This is a genomic window from Amycolatopsis solani (assembly GCF_033441515.1).
Taxonomy (GTDB): domain Bacteria; phylum Actinomycetota; class Actinomycetes; order Mycobacteriales; family Pseudonocardiaceae; genus Amycolatopsis; species Amycolatopsis solani.
In genome coordinates this window covers 2,212,093-2,231,679 of record NZ_JAWQJT010000002.1, presented here as the reverse complement: position 1 = coordinate 2,231,679, position 19,587 = coordinate 2,212,093, and the positions used below count along the sequence as shown (strand labels likewise).

The 19,587-nt window shown below is 73.1% G+C and carries 20 protein-coding genes; 5 read left to right on the top strand and 15 right to left on the bottom strand.

Features of this window, described 5'->3' with window-relative positions; genetic code table 11:
- Positions 1 to 2 precede the first annotated feature (2 nt).
- The 4 genes from SD460_RS30815 to SD460_RS30800 form a co-directional block, all read right to left on the bottom strand.
- The gene (locus SD460_RS30815; protein WP_290062791.1) at positions 3 to 854 is read right to left on the bottom strand and encodes a geranyl diphosphate 2-C-methyltransferase; all 852 of its coding nucleotides are present in this window, start codon (positions 852 to 854) and stop codon (positions 3 to 5) included.
- Positions 855 to 1,113: 259 nt separating this feature from the next.
- On the bottom strand, positions 1,114 to 3,096 hold the full coding sequence (gene ligD / locus SD460_RS30810; RefSeq protein ID WP_290062792.1) for a DNA ligase D: 1,983 nt from the start codon (positions 3,094 to 3,096) through the stop codon (positions 1,114 to 1,116).
- 44 nt (positions 3,097 to 3,140) lie between these two features.
- On the bottom strand, positions 3,141 to 4,700 hold the full coding sequence (locus SD460_RS30805; protein ID WP_318307100.1) for an FUSC family protein: 1,560 nt from the start codon (positions 4,698 to 4,700) through the stop codon (positions 3,141 to 3,143).
- 475 nt (positions 4,701 to 5,175) lie between these two features.
- On the bottom strand, positions 5,176 to 5,733 hold the full coding sequence (locus tag SD460_RS30800) for a TetR/AcrR family transcriptional regulator (protein ID WP_290062231.1): 558 nt from the start codon (positions 5,731 to 5,733) through the stop codon (positions 5,176 to 5,178).
- Positions 5,734 to 5,857: 124 nt separating this feature from the next.
- On the opposite strand from SD460_RS30800, the gene SD460_RS30795 reads away from it, so the two are divergent.
- Positions 5,858 to 6,556 carry an alpha/beta fold hydrolase gene (locus SD460_RS30795; protein ID WP_290062232.1) on the top strand — a complete coding sequence of 233 codons (699 nt, stop codon included), beginning with the start codon at positions 5,858 to 5,860 and terminating at the stop codon, positions 6,554 to 6,556.
- A gap of 3 nt (positions 6,557 to 6,559) precedes the next feature.
- On the opposite strand, the gene SD460_RS30790 is transcribed toward SD460_RS30795, so the two are convergent.
- From SD460_RS30790 to SD460_RS30760, 7 genes are read right to left on the bottom strand one after another with little or no spacing between them, the layout of a single operon-like run.
- Positions 6,560 to 7,516, bottom strand: coding sequence for an NAD(P)H-dependent flavin oxidoreductase (locus tag SD460_RS30790; protein ID WP_290062233.1), 957 nt, complete (start codon positions 7,514 to 7,516; stop codon positions 6,560 to 6,562).
- The gene (locus SD460_RS30785) at positions 7,513 to 9,084 is read right to left on the bottom strand and encodes an AMP-binding protein (protein ID WP_290062234.1); all 1,572 of its coding nucleotides are present in this window, start codon (positions 9,082 to 9,084) and stop codon (positions 7,513 to 7,515) included. The genes SD460_RS30790 and SD460_RS30785 overlap by 4 nt, the downstream gene beginning before the upstream one ends.
- Positions 9,081 to 9,833 carry an enoyl-CoA hydratase/isomerase family protein gene (locus SD460_RS30780; RefSeq protein ID WP_290062235.1) on the bottom strand — a complete coding sequence of 251 codons (753 nt, stop codon included), beginning with the start codon at positions 9,831 to 9,833 and terminating at the stop codon, positions 9,081 to 9,083. The genes SD460_RS30785 and SD460_RS30780 overlap by 4 nt, the downstream gene beginning before the upstream one ends.
- Positions 9,830 to 11,014, bottom strand: coding sequence for a CaiB/BaiF CoA transferase family protein (locus SD460_RS30775; protein ID WP_290062236.1), 1,185 nt, complete (start codon positions 11,012 to 11,014; stop codon positions 9,830 to 9,832). Before SD460_RS30775 ends, SD460_RS30780 begins: the two co-directional genes overlap by 4 nt.
- On the bottom strand, positions 11,011 to 11,730 hold the full coding sequence (locus SD460_RS30770) for an enoyl-CoA hydratase/isomerase family protein (RefSeq protein WP_318307099.1): 720 nt from the start codon (positions 11,728 to 11,730) through the stop codon (positions 11,011 to 11,013). The genes SD460_RS30775 and SD460_RS30770 overlap by 4 nt, the downstream gene beginning before the upstream one ends.
- Positions 11,727 to 12,656 (bottom strand): hydroxymethylglutaryl-CoA lyase, encoded by a 930-nt coding sequence (locus tag SD460_RS30765; RefSeq protein ID WP_290055501.1) that lies wholly within the window; start codon positions 12,654 to 12,656, stop codon positions 11,727 to 11,729. Before SD460_RS30765 ends, SD460_RS30770 begins: the two co-directional genes overlap by 4 nt.
- Before the next feature lie 52 nt (positions 12,657 to 12,708).
- Positions 12,709 to 13,200, bottom strand: a complete 492-nt coding sequence (locus SD460_RS30760) for a MarR family winged helix-turn-helix transcriptional regulator (RefSeq protein WP_290055502.1) — start codon at positions 13,198 to 13,200, stop codon at positions 12,709 to 12,711.
- Between the two features lie 100 nt (positions 13,201 to 13,300).
- Between SD460_RS30760 and SD460_RS30755 the strand changes: the two genes are divergently transcribed.
- Positions 13,301 to 14,641 carry an MFS transporter gene (locus tag SD460_RS30755; RefSeq protein WP_290055503.1) on the top strand — a complete coding sequence of 447 codons (1,341 nt, stop codon included), beginning with the start codon at positions 13,301 to 13,303 and terminating at the stop codon, positions 14,639 to 14,641.
- 152 nt (positions 14,642 to 14,793) lie between these two features.
- Here SD460_RS30755 and SD460_RS30750 read toward each other — a convergent pair whose 3' ends face one another.
- On the bottom strand, positions 14,794 to 15,672 hold the full coding sequence (locus tag SD460_RS30750; protein WP_318307098.1) for an RNA polymerase sigma-70 factor: 879 nt from the start codon (positions 15,670 to 15,672) through the stop codon (positions 14,794 to 14,796).
- A gap of 134 nt (positions 15,673 to 15,806) precedes the next feature.
- Between SD460_RS30750 and SD460_RS30745 the strand changes: the two genes are divergently transcribed.
- Together SD460_RS30745 and SD460_RS30740 are read left to right on the top strand one after the other, a co-directional pair.
- Positions 15,807 to 16,280: a carboxymuconolactone decarboxylase family protein gene (locus SD460_RS30745; RefSeq protein ID WP_290055505.1), complete on the top strand. Its 474-nt coding sequence runs from the start codon at positions 15,807 to 15,809 to the stop codon at positions 16,278 to 16,280.
- A gap of 23 nt (positions 16,281 to 16,303) precedes the next feature.
- Positions 16,304 to 16,915 carry a class I SAM-dependent methyltransferase gene (locus SD460_RS30740; RefSeq protein WP_290055506.1) on the top strand — a complete coding sequence of 204 codons (612 nt, stop codon included), beginning with the start codon at positions 16,304 to 16,306 and terminating at the stop codon, positions 16,913 to 16,915.
- On the opposite strand, the gene SD460_RS30735 is transcribed toward SD460_RS30740, so the two are convergent.
- Complete coding sequence (locus SD460_RS30735; RefSeq protein ID WP_290055540.1) at positions 16,908 to 17,552, bottom strand: HAD family hydrolase; 645 nt, start codon at positions 17,550 to 17,552, stop codon at positions 16,908 to 16,910. The two genes, SD460_RS30740 and SD460_RS30735, sit on opposite strands and share 8 nt — an antisense overlap.
- Before the next feature lie 138 nt (positions 17,553 to 17,690).
- Here SD460_RS30735 and SD460_RS30730 point away from each other — a divergent pair, with 138 nt between their 5' ends.
- Positions 17,691 to 18,422, top strand: coding sequence for an ATP-binding protein (locus SD460_RS30730; protein ID WP_290055507.1), 732 nt, complete (start codon positions 17,691 to 17,693; stop codon positions 18,420 to 18,422).
- A 22-nt stretch (positions 18,423 to 18,444) separates the two neighbouring features.
- Here the strand turns inward: SD460_RS30730 and SD460_RS30725 are convergent, their stop codons facing one another.
- Together SD460_RS30725 and couO are read right to left on the bottom strand one after the other, a co-directional pair.
- Entirely contained in the window at positions 18,445 to 18,654 is a 210-nt protein-coding gene (locus SD460_RS30725; protein ID WP_290055508.1) for a DUF2188 domain-containing protein, read from the bottom strand.
- 60 nt (positions 18,655 to 18,714) lie between these two features.
- A complete protein-coding gene (gene couO, locus SD460_RS30720; RefSeq protein ID WP_290055509.1) occupies positions 18,715 to 19,581 on the bottom strand; it encodes a 4-hydroxyphenyl-beta-ketoacyl-CoA hydrolase in 867 nt (288 codons plus the stop codon).
- Positions 19,582 to 19,587 lie beyond the last annotated feature (6 nt).

Here is a 19,587-nt window from a genome sequence, read left to right as displayed (position 1 = left end):
GCTCAGACGCGGTCGGCGGCGATGAGCAGGTAGTGGAAGCTGCCTTCGCGGTAGGCCGTCAGGAACGGGTCCTCGATCCCGGTCGCGACCGAAGACTGCGCCCGCAGCTCCCAGTACGGGATCGTCGCGGCGGTCAGGTCGACGACGTTGATCGGCACGAACCCGTTGGCGGACAACGCCTTGAAGTAGTCGCCGCGCGCGTGGATGTTGCAGATGTAGTGCTGGTCGATTTGGCTGACCGCCCGCGACCGGCCGCCGGTGACGTCGTTGTAGCACCCGGTGATGGTCACGTACCGCCCGCCCGGCCTGAGCTGCCGCGCGTGTTCGGCGAAGAGGTCGTGCAGGTCCACGTACATCGTGCTTTCGTTGTTCCAGATGCCCTGGAACGCCCCGGTTTCGAAGCCGGTGTCGAGCATGTTCCGCAGGTGGTAGCGCACCGAGCCGTCGATCCCGCGCTGGCGCACGTGCGCGTTGGCGAACCCGACCTGCTGCTCGGAGATGGAGATCCCGTCGACCTGGCAGCCGAAGCGCTGGTGGGCCATCACGCTGGTGCCGCCGCGCCCGCAGCCGGCGTCCAGCAGCCGGTCCGACGGCGCGATCGGGCCCAGGTGGTCGAGCAGGACGTCCGCCTGCGCGGTCTCGAGCCGGTGCATCTCCGCGATGATCGCTTCGTCGCGCGTGGCGGCGGGGGTTTCGAGGACGGCCGGGTCGTAGTCGCCGATCCCGTAGTGGTGGTGGTACAGACCGTCGACGTCGCCCAGCCGGAGGTTCACCGGGTCCTTTTCCGCGTTCCAGTAGTCGGCGACCGACTGCTGGTAAGCGGTGCGGGCCACGGGCTGGTCGAGAGCGGTCATCGAGTAACTCCTCGGTCGTTTTCCCTGGGGGACAAGGAATCGGCCATCGCCGAGCCAGGCGCTCCGGCTTCGTCCCCTCGGGATCGACGCTAGTGCCGGGAGTTTCACGGGGACAAGGAGCTTCACTCGCGCCGCGCGGGCGTTGCCCGTCTGGCCCAGTGCCGGCCGTGCGCGGGGTGGAGCGGGCCCGGCTCGCGGCACACGATCGGGACCCCGCGCGCCTCGTCCGGGGGACGGTCCGCAACCGTGGGTGGGGAGGCTAGGGCAGGGGTGCCCGGTCTTCGCTCAAACCGGCGAGGAGGTCGCCGAACTCGCCGACGCGGCCGAGGACGTCGTCGGCGGTGAACGTCAGGTGGCTGACGTGCCGGCAGGCGCGGACCTCGTCCCACGTCACCGGCGTCGAGACCGTCGGGTGGTCGCGGCCGCGCAGCGAATACGGCGCCACCGTCGTCTTGGCCGGGTTGTTCTGGCTCCAGTCGATGAACACGCGGCCGGACCGCTGCGCCTTCGCCATCACCGCGGTGACCGTCTCCGGCGTCTCCTTCGCCAGCCGCTGGGCGAGCCGCTTCGCGTAGGCGGACGGCGCCGCCGGGTCGCCGGTTTCGATGCCGCAGTAGAGCTGCATCCCCTTCGAGCCGGACGTTTTCGCGTACGCCGTGAGCCCGTCGGCGGCCAGCACGTCGTGCAGGCGCTCGGCCACCCGGCAGCAGTCGACGACGGACGTGCCGGGCCCCGGGTCGAGGTCGAACACCAGCCGGTCCGGCCGGCCGCGCGTGCCGCCGTCGACCGTCCACTGAGGAACGTGGAGTTCGAGCGCGGCGATGTTCGCCGCCCACACCAAGCTGGGGAGGTCGTCCAGGAGCGGATAGTCGATGCTTTCGCCGGTGCCGCGCGAGCCGGTGCTCGGCAGCCGCACCGTGCGCAGCCAGGACGGGGCGCCGTTCGGGACGTTCTTCCCGAACCACTTCTCGCCTTCGACGCCGTCCGGGTAGCGGATGAACGTCACCGGGCGGCCGGCCAGGTGCGGCAGCAGCACCGGCGCGACGCGCGAGTAGTAGTTGATCACCTCGCCCTTGGTGAACCCGTCCGCGGGGTAGAGCACTTTGTCCAAATTGGACAGTGTCAGGCGCCGGTTCCCGGCCTGCACGGTGATCCGCTTGCCCGGCGGTTCGGGCGGGGGCGGCGGCGTCGCGGGTTCGGCGGCGGCCGCGCGCGGCGCGATGACGTCGCCGGGATCCTTGTCGGCTCGCAGGCCGCGCCAGGCGGTGTGGCGGACGCGCCCGGCGCGGGTGAACTGCCGGTAGACGACCTCGCCGACCAGGCGCGGTTCGACCCAGCGGGCACCGGCGGTGTCCTCGCGCGGCGGCGTCGTCGCGAACGGGTGCGTGCGGCGCTCCATGGTCTCCAGCCGCGCCTTCAGGTCGGCGCGGGCGGCCTGGCTGAAGCCGGTGCCGACGTCGCCGATGTAGACCAGCGCGCCGGTTTCGGGGTCGTGCGCACCGAGCAGCAGCCCGCCGAGGGTGCCGCTGAAGCTGCGCTGGCCGGGGCGCCAGCCGCAGATGATGACTTCCTGGGTCCGGATCAGCGGGTGCTTGAGCCAGGAGTCCGGCCGCTGCCCGGGCGCGTAGGCCGAGCTGCGCAGTTTGGCGACGACGCCTTCGTACCCGGCAGAGGCGGCGTGGGCCAGGAAGTCGGCCGGCGTGCGGCGGTCGGCGGCGAGCTCGTCGAAGGTGACCGCGCGCACCACCGAGACGCGGAACGGGTCGGGCATCGGCAGGCTCTCCAGCAGGGCGCGGCGCTCGTCGTACGGCGCGGCGAGCAGGCTGCGGTCGCCGAGCCGGAGCAGGTCGAACGCCAGGAACCGGACCGGCACGTCGGTGAACTCGCGGCCCTTCGGCCCGCTCTGGTGCCGGACGTAGCGGCCGCGGCGTTCCTGCATCAGCTCGAAGTCGATCCGGCCGTCTTCGCCGTAGACGACGACCTCGCCGTCCAGGTAGGCGGCGCGGCCGTCGAGCGCCGGGGCGAGGACGCCGTCGAGCTCGGCGAATTCGGCGGTGAAGTCGATGTTGTTGCGGCTGGTGAGCACGGTGGTGCCGTCGGGGGCGATCCGCATGGCCGCGCGGTAGCCGTCCAGCTTGTACTCGTAGGCCCACTCGGGGCCGTTGCGCAGCCGTCCGCCGTCGGCCTTGGCGAGCATCGGCTCGATCCAGGCCGGAGCGCGGGACGCGTCGTCTGCCGCCATGCCTGACCTCCGTCACCTTCCGCGCCCAAGGTAACCCGTTCGGCCTAGTTTCGCCGGGTTTGCGCAGGTGACCGGAACGCGGGGGTCCACTGCGCAGCGTCGACGCGCCCGGCCCAGCACGCCGCTAGGAGGTCGTAGCCGAGGTGGACGAGCGCGGCGTGGGCCGGCCAGTGCTCCCGCGTCCAGCGGACGTCGTTGTGCGCGGAGTCGACCGCGGCGCGGGTGGCGCCCTCGAGCTCGAACTGCAGGTCCCGCCGCGCCGGCCGGCCCGGCGTCGCCAGCACGGCCAGCGCGGCGGCGCGGATGCGGGCGTCGGTCCAGCGGAACGTCGTGCGGTGCGCGTTCGGCGCGAGGACGTACTGCGCGAGGACGGCGAGCGCGACGCCGAGCACGGTCTCGACGAGGCGGTCGCGGAGCACCGGGCCGACCGGCCCGCTCACCGCGGCGCCCCCGGCGAGCAGCGCGACCGGCGTGATGAAGACGACCGCGACCGCGTAGTTGCGCGGCACGAACAGCTCGATGCAGAACTGCAGCGCGGCGATCGTCGCGATCAGCGCGAGCCCGGTCGGCGAGAGTGCGGACACGGCGGCGAACAACCCGAGGCCGACGGCGGTCCCGGCGAACCGCTGCAGGCCGCGGACGTTGGCGCGCACCCGGTCGGTGCCCTGCTGCAGGACGACGAGGGCGCTGAGGATCGCCCAGTGCGGGCGCTCGAGCCCGAGCCCCGCGCTCAGGCACCCGGCGGCGGCGCAGGTGACGCCGACGCGCAGCGCCGTGATCATGGCGTGCGAGCGGAGGGTCGCCGACCGCCGCAGCCGGTAGCCCACGCTGGGACGGGGCAGGGGTAGCGTGGCTTCGTCCGGGCCGCCGTCGGCGTCCGCGAACCGCCGGTGGGCGGCGATCAGCGTGGTCGCGAGCTCCGAGCCGGCCTCGTGCCCGGCGTCGTGGACGGCGCTCCAGGCGGCGGAAACGGCCGAGCCCGCGGCGTGCCGGGCTTCGGCGGTGGGGTTCGCCACGGCGGCATCGACGGCGGCGACGGCCCGCCGGACGGCCGTGCGTTCCGGCTTGGTCCGGTCGGTCAGGAGCCCGGCCATCGAAACGGCCGCCGAGGCGAGGCCGCCCAGCGCGGTGCAGCCGACGATGGCCACGGGATCGGCCCCGGCTTCCGTGGCGACGGTCGCACCGCCGCAGACGAGCGCGAAGAACAGCGCCCCGGGCGGCCCGAGCCGGAGGGCGTCGACGACGTAGACGGCCAGGACGCCGACCACGGTGACCACGACGATGACGGCCGCTTCACGGCCACCGCCCCTCCCGGCGAAGGCGCCCAGCGCGGCGGCGAGCACCAGCGCGACGGCGGCGGTGAGGACGACCCGAGCGCGGACCCGGTAGGGACGGCCTTCGCCGTAGAGGACGGCGAAGGCGCCGAAGGTGACGAAGAGCGCGACGTCGGCGTGTCCGCTGAGGACGGTGAGCCCACCGGGAAGCGCCACAGCAGCGGCGGCCCGCAACCCGGCACTCCACCGCCGGCCCGCGGCGGGGAGAGCGAAGAGGAGGGCCCGGGGGCGCGCGATGCGGGGGAGCGGGTCGGGAGGGTCGAGCGGCACAGCCCCCATTCCAGCACGGCACCGCAGCGCCGGCTCCGACGCCTGCTCGGCGCTTGCCGGAGCCCGCTCGCCGGAGTGGCGCCCGTCGCAGCACACCTCGCCGGGGCCTGCCCTGAGCGCGCCTCGCCGGGGCCCGCCTCGCGGAAGCGCGCCTCGCTGGCATGGCGCTCGCCGCTGCGCATTGCGCCGAAGCCCGCCCCGGGCCCGCCTCTCCGGCGCGGCACTCGCCGGACCCCGCCCCGCGGAAGCGCGCCTCGCCGGCATGGCGCTTGCCGGAGCCTGCCCCGCCGCAGCCGCGCTCGCCTCAGCGCATCTCTCGGGAAGCCGGTGGTCCCGGCGCCGGCCGGGGAAAGGACCACGCGGCGGCTGGGCCCGGCTCAGGCTCGCATGTGATGAAGGGGACGTTGCTGACATCAGATGCCGGCAAAGTCCCCTTCAGGTCACCAGATGCCAGCAAAGTCCCCTTCAGGGCGCGTCAGGCGGGGAAGAACTCCTCCACCGCCCGGCGCAACGTGGCCCGGACCGTCTCCGCGTCGTCCAGTTCGCCGCCGTGGAGGGCGCCGTCGCGGAGGAGGACCAGGACCCGGGCCGCGTGGCTGGGTTCCGGGTGGCCCAGTGCCGCCGCCTCTCCTCGGAGGACCTCGAAGAACCACTGGCGGTGGTCGTCGATCACCTGGCGGACGCGGGAGTCCGGGTCCGGGTACTCGGCGGCCGCGTTGAGGAACTGGCAGCCTCGGAAATCTTCGCCGCACGTCGCGTCGCCCACCACCGAGAGGGCCGCCGCCAGGGCTTCGCGTGGGGGTTTGCCCGCGCGGGCCGCGTCGACCGCCGTGCGGATCAGGTGGCTCGTCTCCGTCAGGTAGGCCGCGACCAGGTCGTCCTTCGTCGGGTAGTGGCGGTAGAACGTCGCCCGCGTCACCGACGCCTCCGACACCAGGCGCTCGACCCCCACCGCGTGGATGCCCTCCGCGTAGAACAGCCGGGACGCGGTCGCGAGCAACCGGTCCTTCGGGTGCATCGAGGCGGACGTCATCCCCTCAGCATAGAGAAAGACTGGTCGTTCTGCCAGATCGGCTACGTCACATTGCGGCCGCCCGCGAATCGGAGCAGAGTTCGAGGGGCAGAAAGACTGATCGTTCTCTCTCAAGGAGCCAGCCATGAGCAAGCCCACCATCGTCCTGGTCCACGGCGCCTTCGCCGACTCGTCCAGCTGGACCGGCGTCGTGTCGAAGCTGCAGGAGAACGGCTATCCGGTCGTCGCGGTGGCGAACCCGCTGCGCGGTCTCGAGTCCGACGCGGCCTACGTCGCGGACGTCGTCAACTCCGTCGAGGGCCCCGTCGTCCTGGCCGGCCACTCCTACGGCGGCGCCCTGATCACCCGCGCCGCCACCGAGACGCCGAACGTCCGCGCCCTGGTCTACATCGCCGCGTTCCAGCCCGACGCGGGCGAGAGCGTCTTCGAGCTCTCCGGCCGCTACCCGGGCGCCAAGCTCGGCCCGGAGACCACGAACGTCCTGGTGCACGACGGCAATCCCGAGCTGTCGATCAAGCCGGAAGACTTCTCCGAGGTCTTCGCCGGCGACGTCCCCGCCGAGACCGCCGCGATCTTGGCCGTCACCCAGCGGGCCGTCGCGCAGCAGGCGCTCGCCGCGCCGTTCGAGGGCACCCCGGCCTGGTCGAAGCTGCCTTCGTGGACGCTGATCGCCAACCAGGACAACGCCATCCCGGCCGCCGCCCAGGAGTTCATGGCCGAGCGCGCGAAGTCCACCGTCCGCCGGATCGACGCTTCGCACGCCGTCGCGGTGTCGCAGCCCGGTGTCGTCGCCGAGGTGATCCTGGCGGCCGCCGCCGAGTGACCCTCAGGTGATCGGCGGGAGTCCGGCGCGCGCCGCCCGGTACTCCCGCACGATCCCCGCGACGATCTCGGCCGCGGGCCGCACGGAATCCACCAGCCCGGCCGACTGGCCCGCTTCGAGCTTCCCCTCGACGACGTCGCCGTGCAGCGCCGCGTCACGCAGTGTCGACGCCTGGAAAGTCTTGCGCCGCAGAGCTTCTTCGGCGCCGGACTCCTCCAGGGCTCGCATCCGCGCGGTGAAGTCGTTGTCCAGGGCGCGGATCACGCCCAGGCCGTGGCCCACCGTGCGGGTGCCGTCCACGCCGGCCGCGACCACCGCTTCCTTGTACGCGGGGTGCACCGACGCCTCCGTGCTGGCCAGGAACCGCGTGCCGAACTGGGCGGCGCCCGCGCCGAGGGCGAGCACCGCCGCCAGGCCCGCGCCGTCCGCGACGCCGCCGGAAGCGACCAGCGGCAGTTCGACCGCCCGGGCCACCGCTCGCACCAGCACGGACGTCGCCACCATCGTGGGCGGCGGGTGGCCGCCCGCCTCGGCGCCGACGACGACCAGGCCGTCGACCCCCGCGTCGGCCGCCTTCAGTGCGTGCGAAACCCCGGCCACGACGTGCAGGCAGCGCGTCCCGATCGCGTGGAACCGGTCGAGGTAGCGCCGCGGCCCGCCCTGCGACGCGATCAGCACCGGCGGCCGGTGCCGCAGCACCAGCTCGATGACCTCGTCCACGCCCGCGCGGTACAGCGGCAGGTTGACCGCCCACGGCCGGGACGTCCCCGCGGCCACCTCGGTCAGCACCCGGTCCAGGTCGGGCAGCCGCATCGGGCCCGCCGCCACCACGCCGAGCCCGCCCGCGTTGGAGACCGCCACCGGCAGCGCGGACGAGGACGACGCCCACGACATCCCCGCCTGCACGATCGGCAGATCGATCCCCAGCAACCCGGTGATCGAGGTCGAAATGCGGGTCATGCCTGCCCCAGCAGGGAACGCGCGTGCGCGGCGAGCCGGTTCTTCTGCACCTTCGAACTCGCGGTCATCCCGATGCCCTCGAAGCCCTCGACGATCCGCAGGTGCCGCGGCACCTTGAAGCCCGCCATCCGTTCGCGGGCCCACCCGAGCAGCTCCTCCTCGGAGACGCCGGGTGCGGTCAGCACGACGAACGCGAACGGCACCTCGAGCAGCCGCGCGTCCGGGACGCCGACGACGGCCGCCTGCCGCACCAGCGGATGCCGGTGCAGGGTGTCCTCGATGTCGGCCGGAGCCACGTTTTCGCCGCCGACGCGGATGATGTCCTTGGTGCGGCCGGTGAAGTGGAACCGCCCGGTCTCGTCGAGGAGCCCGACGTCGCCGGTGGCGAGCCAGCCGTCGGCGTCGATGGTTTCGGCCGTCTTCACTGGGTCGTCGAGGTAGCCGGCCATCACGTTCCAGCCGCGCACCAGCACCGAGCCGGGCTCGCCGGGGCCGCAGTCCCGGTCGCCGTCGAAGGCGCGGATCCGCACCTCGACGCCGGGTTGGACGGCCATCGCGCCGGACGTGCGGATCTCCTCCGGCTCCCACCACGCCGACTGGGCGACGTTCGGCGACGCTTCCGAAAGCCCATACCCGGCAACGCATTCACGCGCGCCCAGCTCGTCGATGACCCGCCGGATCACCGTCGGCGACGCGGCCACCCAGGCCCCGCGCAAGCACAGCCGCCGAGCGGGCCGCGAGGGGTGGTTGAGCAGCAGCAGCGCGATCGTGTCGTTGCCGGAGAAGTGCGTGCAGCGTTCGGCTTCCAGCAGCCGCAGGGCTTCCTCCGGCTCGAACTTCGGCATCGTCACCAGCGTCGTGGCGTGCTGGATCGACGCCAGCACCGACAGCGTGGACCCGGCGACGTGGAAGAACGGCCGCGCGGAGTGGAACCGGTCGCCGGGCCGCAGGCCCATCCGCGCGCCGGAGAAGAACGCGTCCGCGCACATGCTCCGGTGCGTGAGCAGGACGCCCTTCGGCCGCGACGTCGTGCCCGACGTGTACTGCACCAGGAGGACGTCTTCGGGCGTACCGGCGGGCGGCGGCACTTCCGAACCCGCGGCGAGGAAGTCCGCCCACGGCGTGGCGAACGACGGCACGTCGTCCCCGAGCACGATGACCGCGGGGAGGGCCTCGGCGCCGATCTCCCGCAGCATCGCGGCGAAGTCCACGTTGAGCACGCGCGAGGCGACGAACAGCGTCCGGACGCGTGCGTGGTCGAGCGTGTAGCGCACTTCGTCGGCGGTGAACCGGGTGTTGACCGGCACGGCGACCGCGCCCGCCGCCCCGATCGCGAGGAACAGCGCCACCCAGTCCGGCCCGTTGCCGAGGCAGATCCCGACGCGGTCGCCCCGGCCGATCCCGGCGGCGGCGAGCCCGGCGCGGACCCGCGAGACCCGCTCGGCCAGCTCGCCGTAGGTGACCCGCCCGGAGTCCGCGACGACGGCTTCGACGTCCGGTGCGAGCAGGGCCGCGCGCGCGAGGACCTCGTGCGTGGTGAGCGGGCAGGCGGTGCGCAGGTCGGTCATCGCGGTTCTCCGTTCCCGTCGGCGAAGCGGGCGACGCCGTCGCGCCAGCCGCCGTCGGCGAGGCACTGTTCGATCGCCGCCATTTCGATGCGGATGCCGCGGTCGAGGTCGGTTTCCGAGCCGAGGTCGACCGCGCGCTTCGTGAGCGCGATGGCCAGCGGCGGCGCCTTCGCGATGCTCGCGGCCGTTTCGTCGCCGGCCGCGGCGAGGGCGTCCGCCGGCACGACGCGGGTGACGACGCCCAGGCCGGCGGCTTCTTCGGCGTCGAGCGGGCGGTTGGTGAACAGCAGCTCCTTGGCCCGGCGCTTGCCGATGGCGCGCTGCAGTCGCTGGGTCGCGCCGACGGTACCCCAGTGCGGCTCCGGGAAGCGGAAGACCGTCCCCGCCGCGGCCAGCGCGAAGTCGGCCGCGAGCGTGATCTCGCCGCCGGAGCCGACGACCGCGCCCTGCACCAGGGCGACCACCGGCACCCGGCACTGCTCGATGGCGGCGTACGCGGCGAAGGAGGCGACGCGGCGGCGCCGCACCCACGCGGCGTCCTTGCCGGTGCGCTCCTTGAGGTCGGCACCCGCGCAGAACACCGGCCCGCGCCCGCTCAGGAGCACCACGCGGACGTCGTCGTCCAGCGCCTCGAAAGCCTCACGCAGCTGGTGGCACATCGGCAGGTCCACGGCGTTGCGGGCCTCGGGCCGGGTCAGCTCGACCCGGGCGATCCCGTCCTCGACGGTGACGCTCACCCGCTCGGTCATCGGATCACCCCCGCGGCCCGCAGGCCCTCGATTTCGGTCGCGTCGAGTCCCAGCCCGGCCAGGACGTCGTCGGTGTCGGCACCCAGCCGGGGCGGCACGCCCACGGCGGGCGGTTCACCGCCAGTCTCACGTAGGGGCGTCCGCAGCGCCGGGAACGTCCCCTCCGCCGGGTGGGTGAACTCGCCGACGACGCCGCGGGCGACGGCGTGCGGATCGGCGAGCGCTTCCCGCACCGAACGGACCGCGCCGGCCGGGACTTCGGCCGCGCGCAGCTCCTTCACGAGCGGGTCCCGGTCGTGCCGGGCGATCGCGCCGCGCAGGGCCTTCATGACGCGGGCGCGGTGCTCGACCCGCCCGGAGTTGGTCCGCAGCACCGGGTCCGCGGCCAGCTCGCCGAGCCCGAGCACCGTGCACAGTGGACCCCAGTGCTGGTCGCTGCCGCTGATGTGCAGCCATTCGCCGTCGCCGGCCTGGAACGCCGCCGACGGCACGCGGCCCGGGTGCTCGGTGCCGGTGCGCACCGGGTCCTCGCCGAGCGCGAAGAGGCGGGCCGCGTTGAGCGCGTGCAGGCTCAATTGGACGTCCATCATGGACACGTCGAGGTGGCTCCCGCGGCCCGAGGAAGCCCGCCCGGCCAGCCCGGACAGCACGGCGATGACCACCCAGAGCCCGGACGTCAGGTCCGCCACCGGGATCCCGGTCTTCGACGGCGGCCCGTCGGGCTCGCCGGTCATCGCCATCACGCCGGACAGTGCCTGGAAGACGGTGTCGTAGCCCTTGCGGTCGCGGTCCGGGCCGGTCTGGCCGAACCCGGTCGCGGACACGTAGACCAGGTCCGGCCGCGCCAGGTCCGCGTACCCGAGGCCCATCCGGTCCATCGCGCCGGGCAGGAAGTTCTCGACGACGACGTCGGCGCGCTCGGCGAGCTTCCGCGCGAGTGCCTGGCCGCGCGGGTCCTTGAGGTCGAGCGTCACGGACTTCTTGCCGCGGTTGAAGGCGAAGAAGTACGCGCTTTCGCCGTGCGGCAGACGGGGTTCGAAGCCGCGGGTCTCGTCGCCGGACCCCGGGCGCTCGACCTTGATCACGGTCGCGCCCAGCTCGGCGAGCACCTGCGTGGCCAGGGGAGCGGCGAGCACGCGGGAGAAGTCGAGGACGGTGATCCCGGTCAGCGGGCCGGTCATGCGCGGAACCCCCGCATCAGCGCGTTGACGTCCTGCCCGGCGCGCATGGCGGCGTCGGACGGCAGGTCGGCGATGCGGTAGAAGAGGTCCTTCGCGGCGGCGATCGCCCGCGGCTCGACCTTCGCCCAGTGCTCGGCGATCTCCAGCGCGGCGGGCAGGATCTCGTCGGGTGCCACGACCCGGTTGACCAGGCCGTGCTCGAACGCTTCGGCCGCGGTGAGCAGGCGCCCGGTGCTGACCAGCTCGAAGGCGAGCTTGCGGCCGAGGTGGTGCACGAGCCCGGTCATCACCAGCGCCGGGACGATCGAGTGCTTGAGCTCGGGGTAGCCGAACTTGAGGTCGGTGCCGGCCACGACCATGTCCGCGCCGATGGCCAGCCCGGCGCCGCCGCCGACCGCCGCGCCGCGCACGGCCGCGACGACCGGGATCCGCAGCTGCCGCGCCTGCACCTGCAGCTTGGCGGTGAGCGCGGCGCGGTCCAGGACGGCGTCGGCGTGCGCGGGCGTCAGTTCCGAGAACTCGCCGAGGTCGGCGCCCGCGCAGAAGCCGCGGCCGGCGCCGGTGAGGACCAGCGCGCGGACGTCCCGGTCGGCGTCGGCCGCGGTGAAGGCTTCGCTGAGCGAGCGGGTGAGGGCCGTGTCGAGGGCGTTGAGCTTCTCGGGCCGGTTCAGCGTCAGGACGCGGACGGCGCCGTGGTCCTCGGCGATGACGGTCACGGGGTCTCCTGGTTCGGGGTCGGGGTGAAGCCGGCGCGGGCCACCATGCTGTGCAGCGGGCGGCCGAGGGCCGCTTCGCAGGCGGCCGAAGCCTTTGCGAGCAGATCGAGGTCGATGCCGGTGTCGACGCCCATCGCGGCGAACAGGCTGACCAGGTCCTCGGTGCAGACGTTGCCGGTGAGCCCGGCGCCGTAGGAGATCGCGCTGGGGTGGCCGCCGACGCCGCCCATCGCGGTGTCGAAGTTCCGGCAGCCGGCGTCGAGGGCCGCGACGGCGTTGGCGATGCCGGTGCCGCGGGTGTTGTGGAAGTGCGCGACCACGGGCACCTCGGGGTCGAGGCGCTTGAAGAGCGCGCGGACCGACGGCGGGGTCGCGACGCCGGTGGTGTCGCCCAAGGTGACGAGGCCGGCGCCGAGGTCGGCGAACCGGGCGACGTCTTCGGCGACGCGGCCGGGGTCGACCGCGCCCTCGAACGGGCAGCCGAACGCGACCGACACCACGCCGACCAGCTTGAACCGGCCGCCGGCCAGCTCGACCATCTCGGCGACGCGCTCCCACTGCCCGGCTCTCGACGTGCGCAGGTTGCGTTCGGTGTGGCTTTCGCTGGCCGAGACCAGCAGGCTCAGCTCTTCGGCGCCGTGCCCGGCGTCGAGGTCGGCCAGCGCGCGCCGCACCGCGCGCGGGTTCGGGCAGGTCGCTTTGAAGCCGACGCCGGGGCGGCGCTTGATCCGGGTCAGGACTTCGGAGGCGTCCGAGAAGCCCGGCACCCGCTCGGGGTGGCTGTAGCTGGTCGCCTCGATGCGCCGGAACCCCGCGTCCGCGAAGGAATCGAGCAGCGCGACCTTCGTCGCGGTCGGCACGAACTCCGGCTCGTGCTGCAGCCCGTCGCGGGCGAAGCACTCGCAGAGCGTGACGGCGTCGGACATCGGGCCACCTTTCGTTCGGTGGCTCCAGGTCTACGCGGCAGTGTTGACAAAGTCAACAGTCGGGATCGCCGGGGTGGGCGCGCTCACGCTCCTCGACGGCCAGCGCCAGGTCGGCCAGCTTGTCCAGCGCACCGCTCAGCGTCGCCGCCTCTTCGGGGGTCAGCGCGGCCAGGAACTCGGCGTCGCGCTCGTTGGCCGCGGTGATCAGGCCGCGGTAGACACGGGTGCCTTCGGCGGTCAGGGCCAGCTGCGAAGTGCGGCCCGAGCCGGCCGTCCGGTCCACCAGGCCGCGCTCGGTCAGGCGGCTGACCACCCGGCTCATCTGCGCTTTGTCGAGCCCGGCGCGGCGGGCCAGCCGGTTCAGTGTGAGGGTGGGGTCGGCGGCGATGAGCGAAATCGCCCGCCATTCGCCGAGGCTGACGTCGAACTCCCGCCGGTAGCGCAGCGCGGCGCTGCGCGACATCGCCGACGACGTGCGGGAGAGCCGGTAGGAGAGGAGTCCCGAAATGGGCACGAGGTCTCGGCCGTCCGCGCGTTCCGCCATGCCGGTCATCGTAGCCGTTGCCGATCAGGTGTTGACAAACTCAACACTGGATGCCGACACTGCTGCCGCACGCCCCGCCTGACGAAGGAGTCGAGTAGCGATGGCCGAACAGCCCGCCGTCACCGGACGGCCCCCCGCGGTGGGTGACGCCGAACGCGCGTCGACCTACCGGACCATCGCCCTGCGGGTCATGCCGCTGCTCGTGGTCTGCTACGTGGTCAGCTTCATCGACCGCACGAACATCGGCATCGCGCAGCAGGGCCTCAAGCGCGACCTCGGCTTCGGCTCGGCGGTCTACGGGCTCGGCGTCACGCTGTTCTTCGTCGGGTTCATCCTCTTCGAGGTCCCCAGCAACGCGCTGCTGGCCCGGATCGGCGCGCGCAAGACGCTGGTCCGGATCATGGCCACCTGGGGCGTGGTCACGATCGCGACGATGTTCGTCCAGGACGAGTTGACGTTCTACCTCGCGCGGTTCCTGCTCGGCGTGGCCGAAGCGGGCTTCTTCCCGGGCGCGCTCTACCTGCTGTCGCGGTGGTTCCCGTCCGCGCGCCGGACGCGGATGACCGCGATCTTCTTCATCGGCGTCCCGGTCTCCGGCGTGCTCGGCTCGCTCGTCTCCGGCTGGATCATGCACGCGCTCGGCGGCGTCGCCGGCCTGGCCGACTGGCAGTGGCTGTTCCTCGTCGAGGGCATCCCGCCGATCCTGCTCGCCGTCGCGGTCGCGTTCTTCCTCGCCGACGGCCCGGAGCGGGCGAAGTGGCTGACGCCGGCGCAGAAGGCGCTCGTGGCGTCCGACCTGGCCGCCGAGCGGACCGCGAAAGGCGATTCGGCGGCGCACCGCGGCGGCATGCTCTCGGCGTTGCGCGACCCGAAGGTCTGGATCCTCGGTCTGTGCGCCTGCGGGGCCTACACGCTGGCCAACGCCGTCTCGTTCTGGACGCCGCGGATCATCGCCGAGGCCGGCGTCGGCGACGTGCTGAACCTGGGTTTCTTCTCGGCGATCCCGCCGCTGCTCGGCATCGCGGTGATGCTGCTGGTCGGCCGCCACTCCGACCGCACCCTGGAGCGCCGCTGGCACGCCGCGGTGAGCTGGCTGGTGGCCGCCGCGGCGATGCTGGCGCTCGCGTTCTCCGGCGGCAGCGTCCTGGTGGTGGTCGTCCTGCTCGCGGTGATGGCGGCGGCGCACTACTCGGGCCTGACGGTGTTCTACTCGATCCCGTCGATCTACTTGAGCGACCGCGCGGCGGCGACGGGCATCGCGGTGGTGACGTCGATGGGTTCGTTCGCGGCCGCGGCTTCCCCGTCCCTGCTGGGCTTCATCCAGTCGGCGACCGGGAGCCTGTCGTTGGGCCTGGTGATCAGCGCGGGGATCGTGCTGCTGGCGGTCGGGGTGCTGCTGGCCGGCGTGAAGGCGGCGGACCTCAAGGAGAAGCACCGCTAGGGCGGGATCCGAGCCACAGCCGCTCGAACTGCCCGACACAGCATCGTCCGGTAGAAGTCGCTGCCGGTCAGCGGCCGCCGGCCAGCGTCGCCGTCTGCGCCCACGAAGGCCTCTTGGCCGTCCACTTCCCGCCTCGGCGCCGGGCGTCCGCTTCAGCGCCGCAGTGTCGTCGCTTCGTCCAAACGGGACAGTTTCGCCGGGTTGCGCACGGCGTACAGCCCGGTGACGAGGCCGTCGTCGACGCGCAGCGCGAGTACCGTGTCGACTTCGCCGTTCCGGCGCAGGATCAGCGCCGGGTGGCCGTTGACCTGCGCCGGGGCCAGCATTCCGGTGGCGAAGTTGCCGATCCCCGCGGTGAGCAGGCCGGCGACCGCGGCCGCGCCGGTCACCGGGGTCAGCACGGCCTGGACGACGCCGCCGCCGTCGCCGAGGAAGACCACGTCCGGGGCGAGGATGTCCAGCAGCCGGCGCAGGTCGCCGGTCTCGACCGCGTGGCGGAACGCCTCGATCGCGTCCCGGGACGTCGTGGGGGAGACCCGGCCGCGCGGCCGGCGGGCGGCGACGTGCGAGCGGGCGCGGTGCGCGATCTGGCGGACCGCGGCCGGGGTCTTGCCGACGGCTTCGGCGATCTCCTCGTAGCCGAGGCCGAACACCTCGCGCAGCACGAACACCGCGCGCTCGGCCGGCGTCAGCGTCTCCAGCACCAGCAGCATCGCCATCGAGACGCTGTCGGCGAGCTCGACGTCTTCGGCGACGTCGGGCGCGGTCAGCAACGGCTCCGGCAGCCACGGGCCGACGTAGGACTCCTTGCGGCGGGCGTGGGTCCGCAACCGCATCAGGGCCTGGCGGGTGGTGACGCGGACCAGATACGCCCGCTGGTCGCGCACGACGGCGAGGTCCACGTCCGCCCAGCGCAGCCACGTCTCCTGCAGCACGTCTTCGGCGTCGGCCGCCGAGCCCAGCATCTGGTAGGCGACGGTGAACAGCAGGTTCCGGTGGGCGAGGAACGCCTCGGTGGCGGGGTCGGCCATCGGGCTCCTCCTTTCGTTCGCTTTCCCACCCGATGCCGGCCGGGGCCGCGGTGTGACCGTGACGGTCGTCACTGTCACGGGTCGGGGTGGCCCGGCACCTCCTGGTCGTCCGGTTCCGACGGAAGGACGAGATCATGGAACCCCGTTTCACCCTGACCGGCAACGAGATCGGTGCCAGGTTCGCCAAGCGGTTCGGCACCGCGAGCCTCGCGATCACCCAGTCGCCGCTGCCGAAGATCACCCAGGAGCTGGTGTCGCTGCGCGTCAGCCAGATCAACGGCTGCGGGTGGTGCGTCGACGTCCACACCAAGGAGCTCGCCGCCGCCGGCGAGGAGGCGGTCCGGATCAACCTGGTCGCGGCGTGGCGCGAAGCCACCGTGTTCACCGAGGCCGAGCAGGCCGCACTGGCGCTGGCCGAGGAGGGCACCCGGATCGCCGACGGCGCGCCCGGCGTCTCCGGCGACACCTGGGAGCGGGTGCGCAAGCACTACGACGACGACCGGACCGCCGCGCTGATCGCCCTGGTCGCGCAGATGAACTCGGCCAACCGGCTCGCCGTGATCGTGCACCAGAAAGGCGGCTCGTACGAGCCGGGCATGTTCGGCTGACGGGTTCGTGCTTCGCTGAGGGCATGGCGAAGACGCAGCGGTGGCGGCGGTACTGGGACCGGAAGTCGTCGACGTACGACGCCGAGATGGACGTCTGGGACCGCCGCCTCTTCGGCGACTCCCGCGAGTGGGCCTGCGGCCAGGCCGGCGGCGACGTACTGGAGGTCGCCGTCGGCACCGGCCTCAACCTCCCGCGCTACCCGGCGGGGGTGACGCTCACCGGCCTCGACCTCAGCGAGGGCATGCTCGCCGTGGCCCGCGCCCGCGAGCTGGCCCACCCGGTGACGCTGCGCCAGGGGGACGCCCAGGACCTGCCGTTCGAGGACGCGTCCTTCGACACGGTGGTCTGCACGTTCGGCCTCTGCGCGATCCCCGACCCCGCGGCGGCGGTGGGCGAGATGGCCCGGGTCTTGCGCCCGGGCGGCCGGCTGATCTTGGCCGACCACGTGGTGTCGACGTCGTGGCCGGTGCGGGTGGCGCAGTGGCTGCTGGAGCTGGCGAGCGTGCCGCTGGCGGGCGAGCACTTCCGGCGCCGCCCGCTGCTCTTGGTGGAGGCGGCGGGGCTGGTGGTGGAACGGCGGGAGCGGTTCAAGCTGGGGTTGGTGGAACGGCTGGTGGCCCGGAAGCTCAGCTGAGCAGCACGCTCTCCTCCAGCCCAGCCAGCAACGCCGCAGCGTCGTCATAGACCGCCACCGCGCCGGCCTCCGTCAGCTCCGCCCCGCTGACTCCGCCGGACCGCACCGCGACCGTCCGCACGCCCGCCTTCGTGGCCGCGTGGACGTCCCACACCGCGTCGCCCACGAACACCGTCTCCTCCGGATTCGTCCCGGCTCGGGACAGGGCCGCGTACACCGGCTCCGGGTCGGGCTTCGTCGCCTCCACGTCCGCGCCCGACACGATGCCCGTCACCACGTCGTCGACGTCGAGGACCTTGCGCAGCACGTCGAGCTCGTCCGGGCCCGCGGACGTCGCCAGCACCACGCGTACGCCGCGGGCCGACAAGGTGCGGATCAGGTCCTGGGCCCGGTCGAACGGGCGCAGCAGGCCGGCCGTCTCCAGGTAGAACCGGCTGTGCAGCTCCTTCGCCCGGTCGCCGACGCGATCGGCGTCCGCATCGCCCAGCAGAGTGCTCAGCAGCTTGCCCGCGCCCTTGCCGATCGCCCGGTGCACGCGCCACGAGTCGACCGGGCGGCCGAGCTCGGCGAACGCGCGGCGCCAGGTGTGGACGTGCAGGTAGTTGGAGTCGACGAGCGTGCCGTCGACGTCGAACAGGACCGCGGTGGCGATGGCAGGCTCCTCACGTCGGGGACCTGCGGATACCCCGCTCGCGCGGAACTACACGGGGACCGTCGCGTTTGACGAGCTCCGGAGTGGCTACCCGTCGGGCTGACACGATGGAGGTGGTCCGCGATGCTGGCCCGGCACCCTACGGTGTGGCTCGTCCCGCGGCACGGGGCGATCGCGACCGCATCCGTCGGCGGAATGCTCGATCGGACGACCTACCGGCGGCTGCGCGACCGGCTGCTCGAGTTCGGGGCGGCCGCCGAGGACGCGGTAGTGGTCGACATCGGCCGCTTGGAGCTGCTCGACGAGGCGCTGGTTCGCGTGTTCGCGCTCGTCGCCCTGCGGGTCGGCACCTGGCCGGCGATCCCCTTCGCGCTGGTGACCGACCGGCCGGAGCAGCGGGCTCTGCTGGCCGCGAACGTGGGAAACGTGCCCGTTTACCGGGACTTCGCCGCGGCGGAAGCCGCGCTGAGGCCGCCGGTGCGGTGGCGGGCCGGGCGGGTGCTCGGCCGGTCGCCGCGGACCTCGGCCCGGGCTCGCGGGTTCGTCGAGGGCGTGTGCGCGGAATGGCGGGTGCCCGAACTGGCCGAGGACGCCGCCCTGATCGCCACGGAACTCGTCGAGAACACTTTCCGGCACACCGCCTCCGAGCCACGGCTGGTCTTGGAGCTGCGCCGCGACGGGCTGGGGATCGCCGTGTCCGACGAAAGCGCGCGGCCGGCCGTGCTGCGCGAGGGCTTGGACGTGCTCGAGACGGGCCTCGGCCTGCGGCTGGTCGCCAAGGTCGCCAAGACGTGGGGGAGCAGCCGGGTGTGGTCCGGCGGCAAGGTCGTCTGGGCGGTGCTGGCGCGGCCGTGACCGTCCGCTGTGGACAGCCGGGTCAGGCGCGGCGCCGGTAGTCGCGTTCGTCCTCCACTTCCCCCTGCTCGCTGTGGACCACGTGGCCGACGTGGCGTTTCTTCGCGATCCGCCGTCCGGCCAGCACGGCGTCGACGCGGCGGAGGGACGTGTTGGACGCCCGGACACCGCCTTCGAGCCGGTTCTTCCACAGCCCGTCCTCGTAGTAGGTGTGCACGTCTCCGTCCGCCACGCCGCCTCCGTTCGAAAGCCCGGAACGACGGATGCCCCGCAGGTGAACGGACAAACGTGTTCAGGCGAGGCCGAGCACCCGGATCGCGTTGTCCTTGAGGATCAGCGGCCGGACCTCGTCCTTGAGGTCGAGTTCGGCGAAGTCGGCGAGCCAGCGGTCCGGGGTGATGACCGGGAAGTCCGAGCCGAACAGGACTTTCCGCTTGAGCAGCGAGTTCGCCGCGCGGACCAGCTGCGGCGGGAAGTACTTCGGCGACCAGCCCGACAGGTCGATGTAGACGTTCGCCTTGTGCGTCGCCACCGAGATCGCCTCGTCCTGCCACGGCACCGACGGGTGGGCCAGGATGATCGTCAGGTCCGGGAAGTCCGCGGCGACGTCGTCGAGCAGCATCGGGTTCGAGTAGCGCAGCTTGATGCCGTGCCCGCCCGGCAGCCCGGCGCCGATGCCGGTCTGGCCGGTGTGGAACAGCGCCGGGACGCCCAGCTCGGCGATGGCCTCGTACAGCGGGTAGAAGCGCACGTCGTTGGGCTCGAACGCCTGCAGGCTCGGGTGGAACTTGAACCCGCGCACGCCGTGCTCGCCGACCAGTCGCCGGGCGCGGGCGACCGCGGCCTTGCCGGCGTGCGGGTCGACCGAGCCGAACGGGATGAGGACGTCGGCGTGCTCGGCGGCGGCGTCCGCGATCTCCTCGCTCGACAGGGCCGGGTGCCCGGTGGCGGACGGCGCTTCGACGGTGAAGACGACGGCGGCCATGTTCCGTGCCCGGTAGTGCTCGGCGATCGAGGCCACCGTCGGGGTGCGGTCCTGGTCGGCGCGGAAGTACTTCGCCGACGCGTCCAGGAGTTCCTGGTCGAGGGCGAAACAGCCGTGGCCGTCTTGCTCGACGTGGGTGTGCACGTCGATGGCGGTCAGTGCGGAGAGATCCACGGAAAC

Coding starts and splice junctions, on each gene's coding strand:
- SD460_RS30745 (WP_290055505.1), top strand. CDS start 15,807: ATGGAACCCCGTTTCACCCTGACCGGCAACGAGATCGGTGCCAGGTTC.
- SD460_RS30795 (WP_290062232.1), top strand. CDS start 5,858: ATGAGCAAGCCCACCATCGTCCTGGTCCACGGCGCCTTCGCCGACTCG.
- SD460_RS30785 (WP_290062234.1), bottom strand. CDS start 9,084: ATGACCGACCTGCGCACCGCCTGCCCGCTCACCACGCACGAGGTCCTC.
- SD460_RS30750 (WP_318307098.1), bottom strand. CDS start 15,672: ATGGCCGACCCCGCCACCGAGGCGTTCCTCGCCCACCGGAACCTGCTG.
- SD460_RS30730 (WP_290055507.1), top strand. CDS start 17,691: ATGCTGGCCCGGCACCCTACGGTGTGGCTCGTCCCGCGGCACGGGGCG.
- ligD (WP_290062792.1), bottom strand. CDS start 3,096: ATGGCGGCAGACGACGCGTCCCGCGCTCCGGCCTGGATCGAGCCGATG.
- SD460_RS30755 (WP_290055503.1), top strand. CDS start 13,301: ATGGCCGAACAGCCCGCCGTCACCGGACGGCCCCCCGCGGTGGGTGAC.
- SD460_RS30765 (WP_290055501.1), bottom strand. CDS start 12,656: ATGTCCGACGCCGTCACGCTCTGCGAGTGCTTCGCCCGCGACGGGCTG.
- SD460_RS30780 (WP_290062235.1), bottom strand. CDS start 9,833: ATGACCGAGCGGGTGAGCGTCACCGTCGAGGACGGGATCGCCCGGGTC.
- SD460_RS30815 (WP_290062791.1), bottom strand. CDS start 854: ATGACCGCTCTCGACCAGCCCGTGGCCCGCACCGCTTACCAGCAGTCG.
- SD460_RS30775 (WP_290062236.1), bottom strand. CDS start 11,014: ATGACCGGCCCGCTGACCGGGATCACCGTCCTCGACTTCTCCCGCGTG.
- SD460_RS30740 (WP_290055506.1), top strand. CDS start 16,304: ATGGCGAAGACGCAGCGGTGGCGGCGGTACTGGGACCGGAAGTCGTCG.
- SD460_RS30760 (WP_290055502.1), bottom strand. CDS start 13,200: ATGGCGGAACGCGCGGACGGCCGAGACCTCGTGCCCATTTCGGGACTC.
- SD460_RS30790 (WP_290062233.1), bottom strand. CDS start 7,516: ATGACCCGCATTTCGACCTCGATCACCGGGTTGCTGGGGATCGATCTG.
- SD460_RS30800 (WP_290062231.1), bottom strand. CDS start 5,733: ATGACGTCCGCCTCGATGCACCCGAAGGACCGGTTGCTCGCGACCGCG.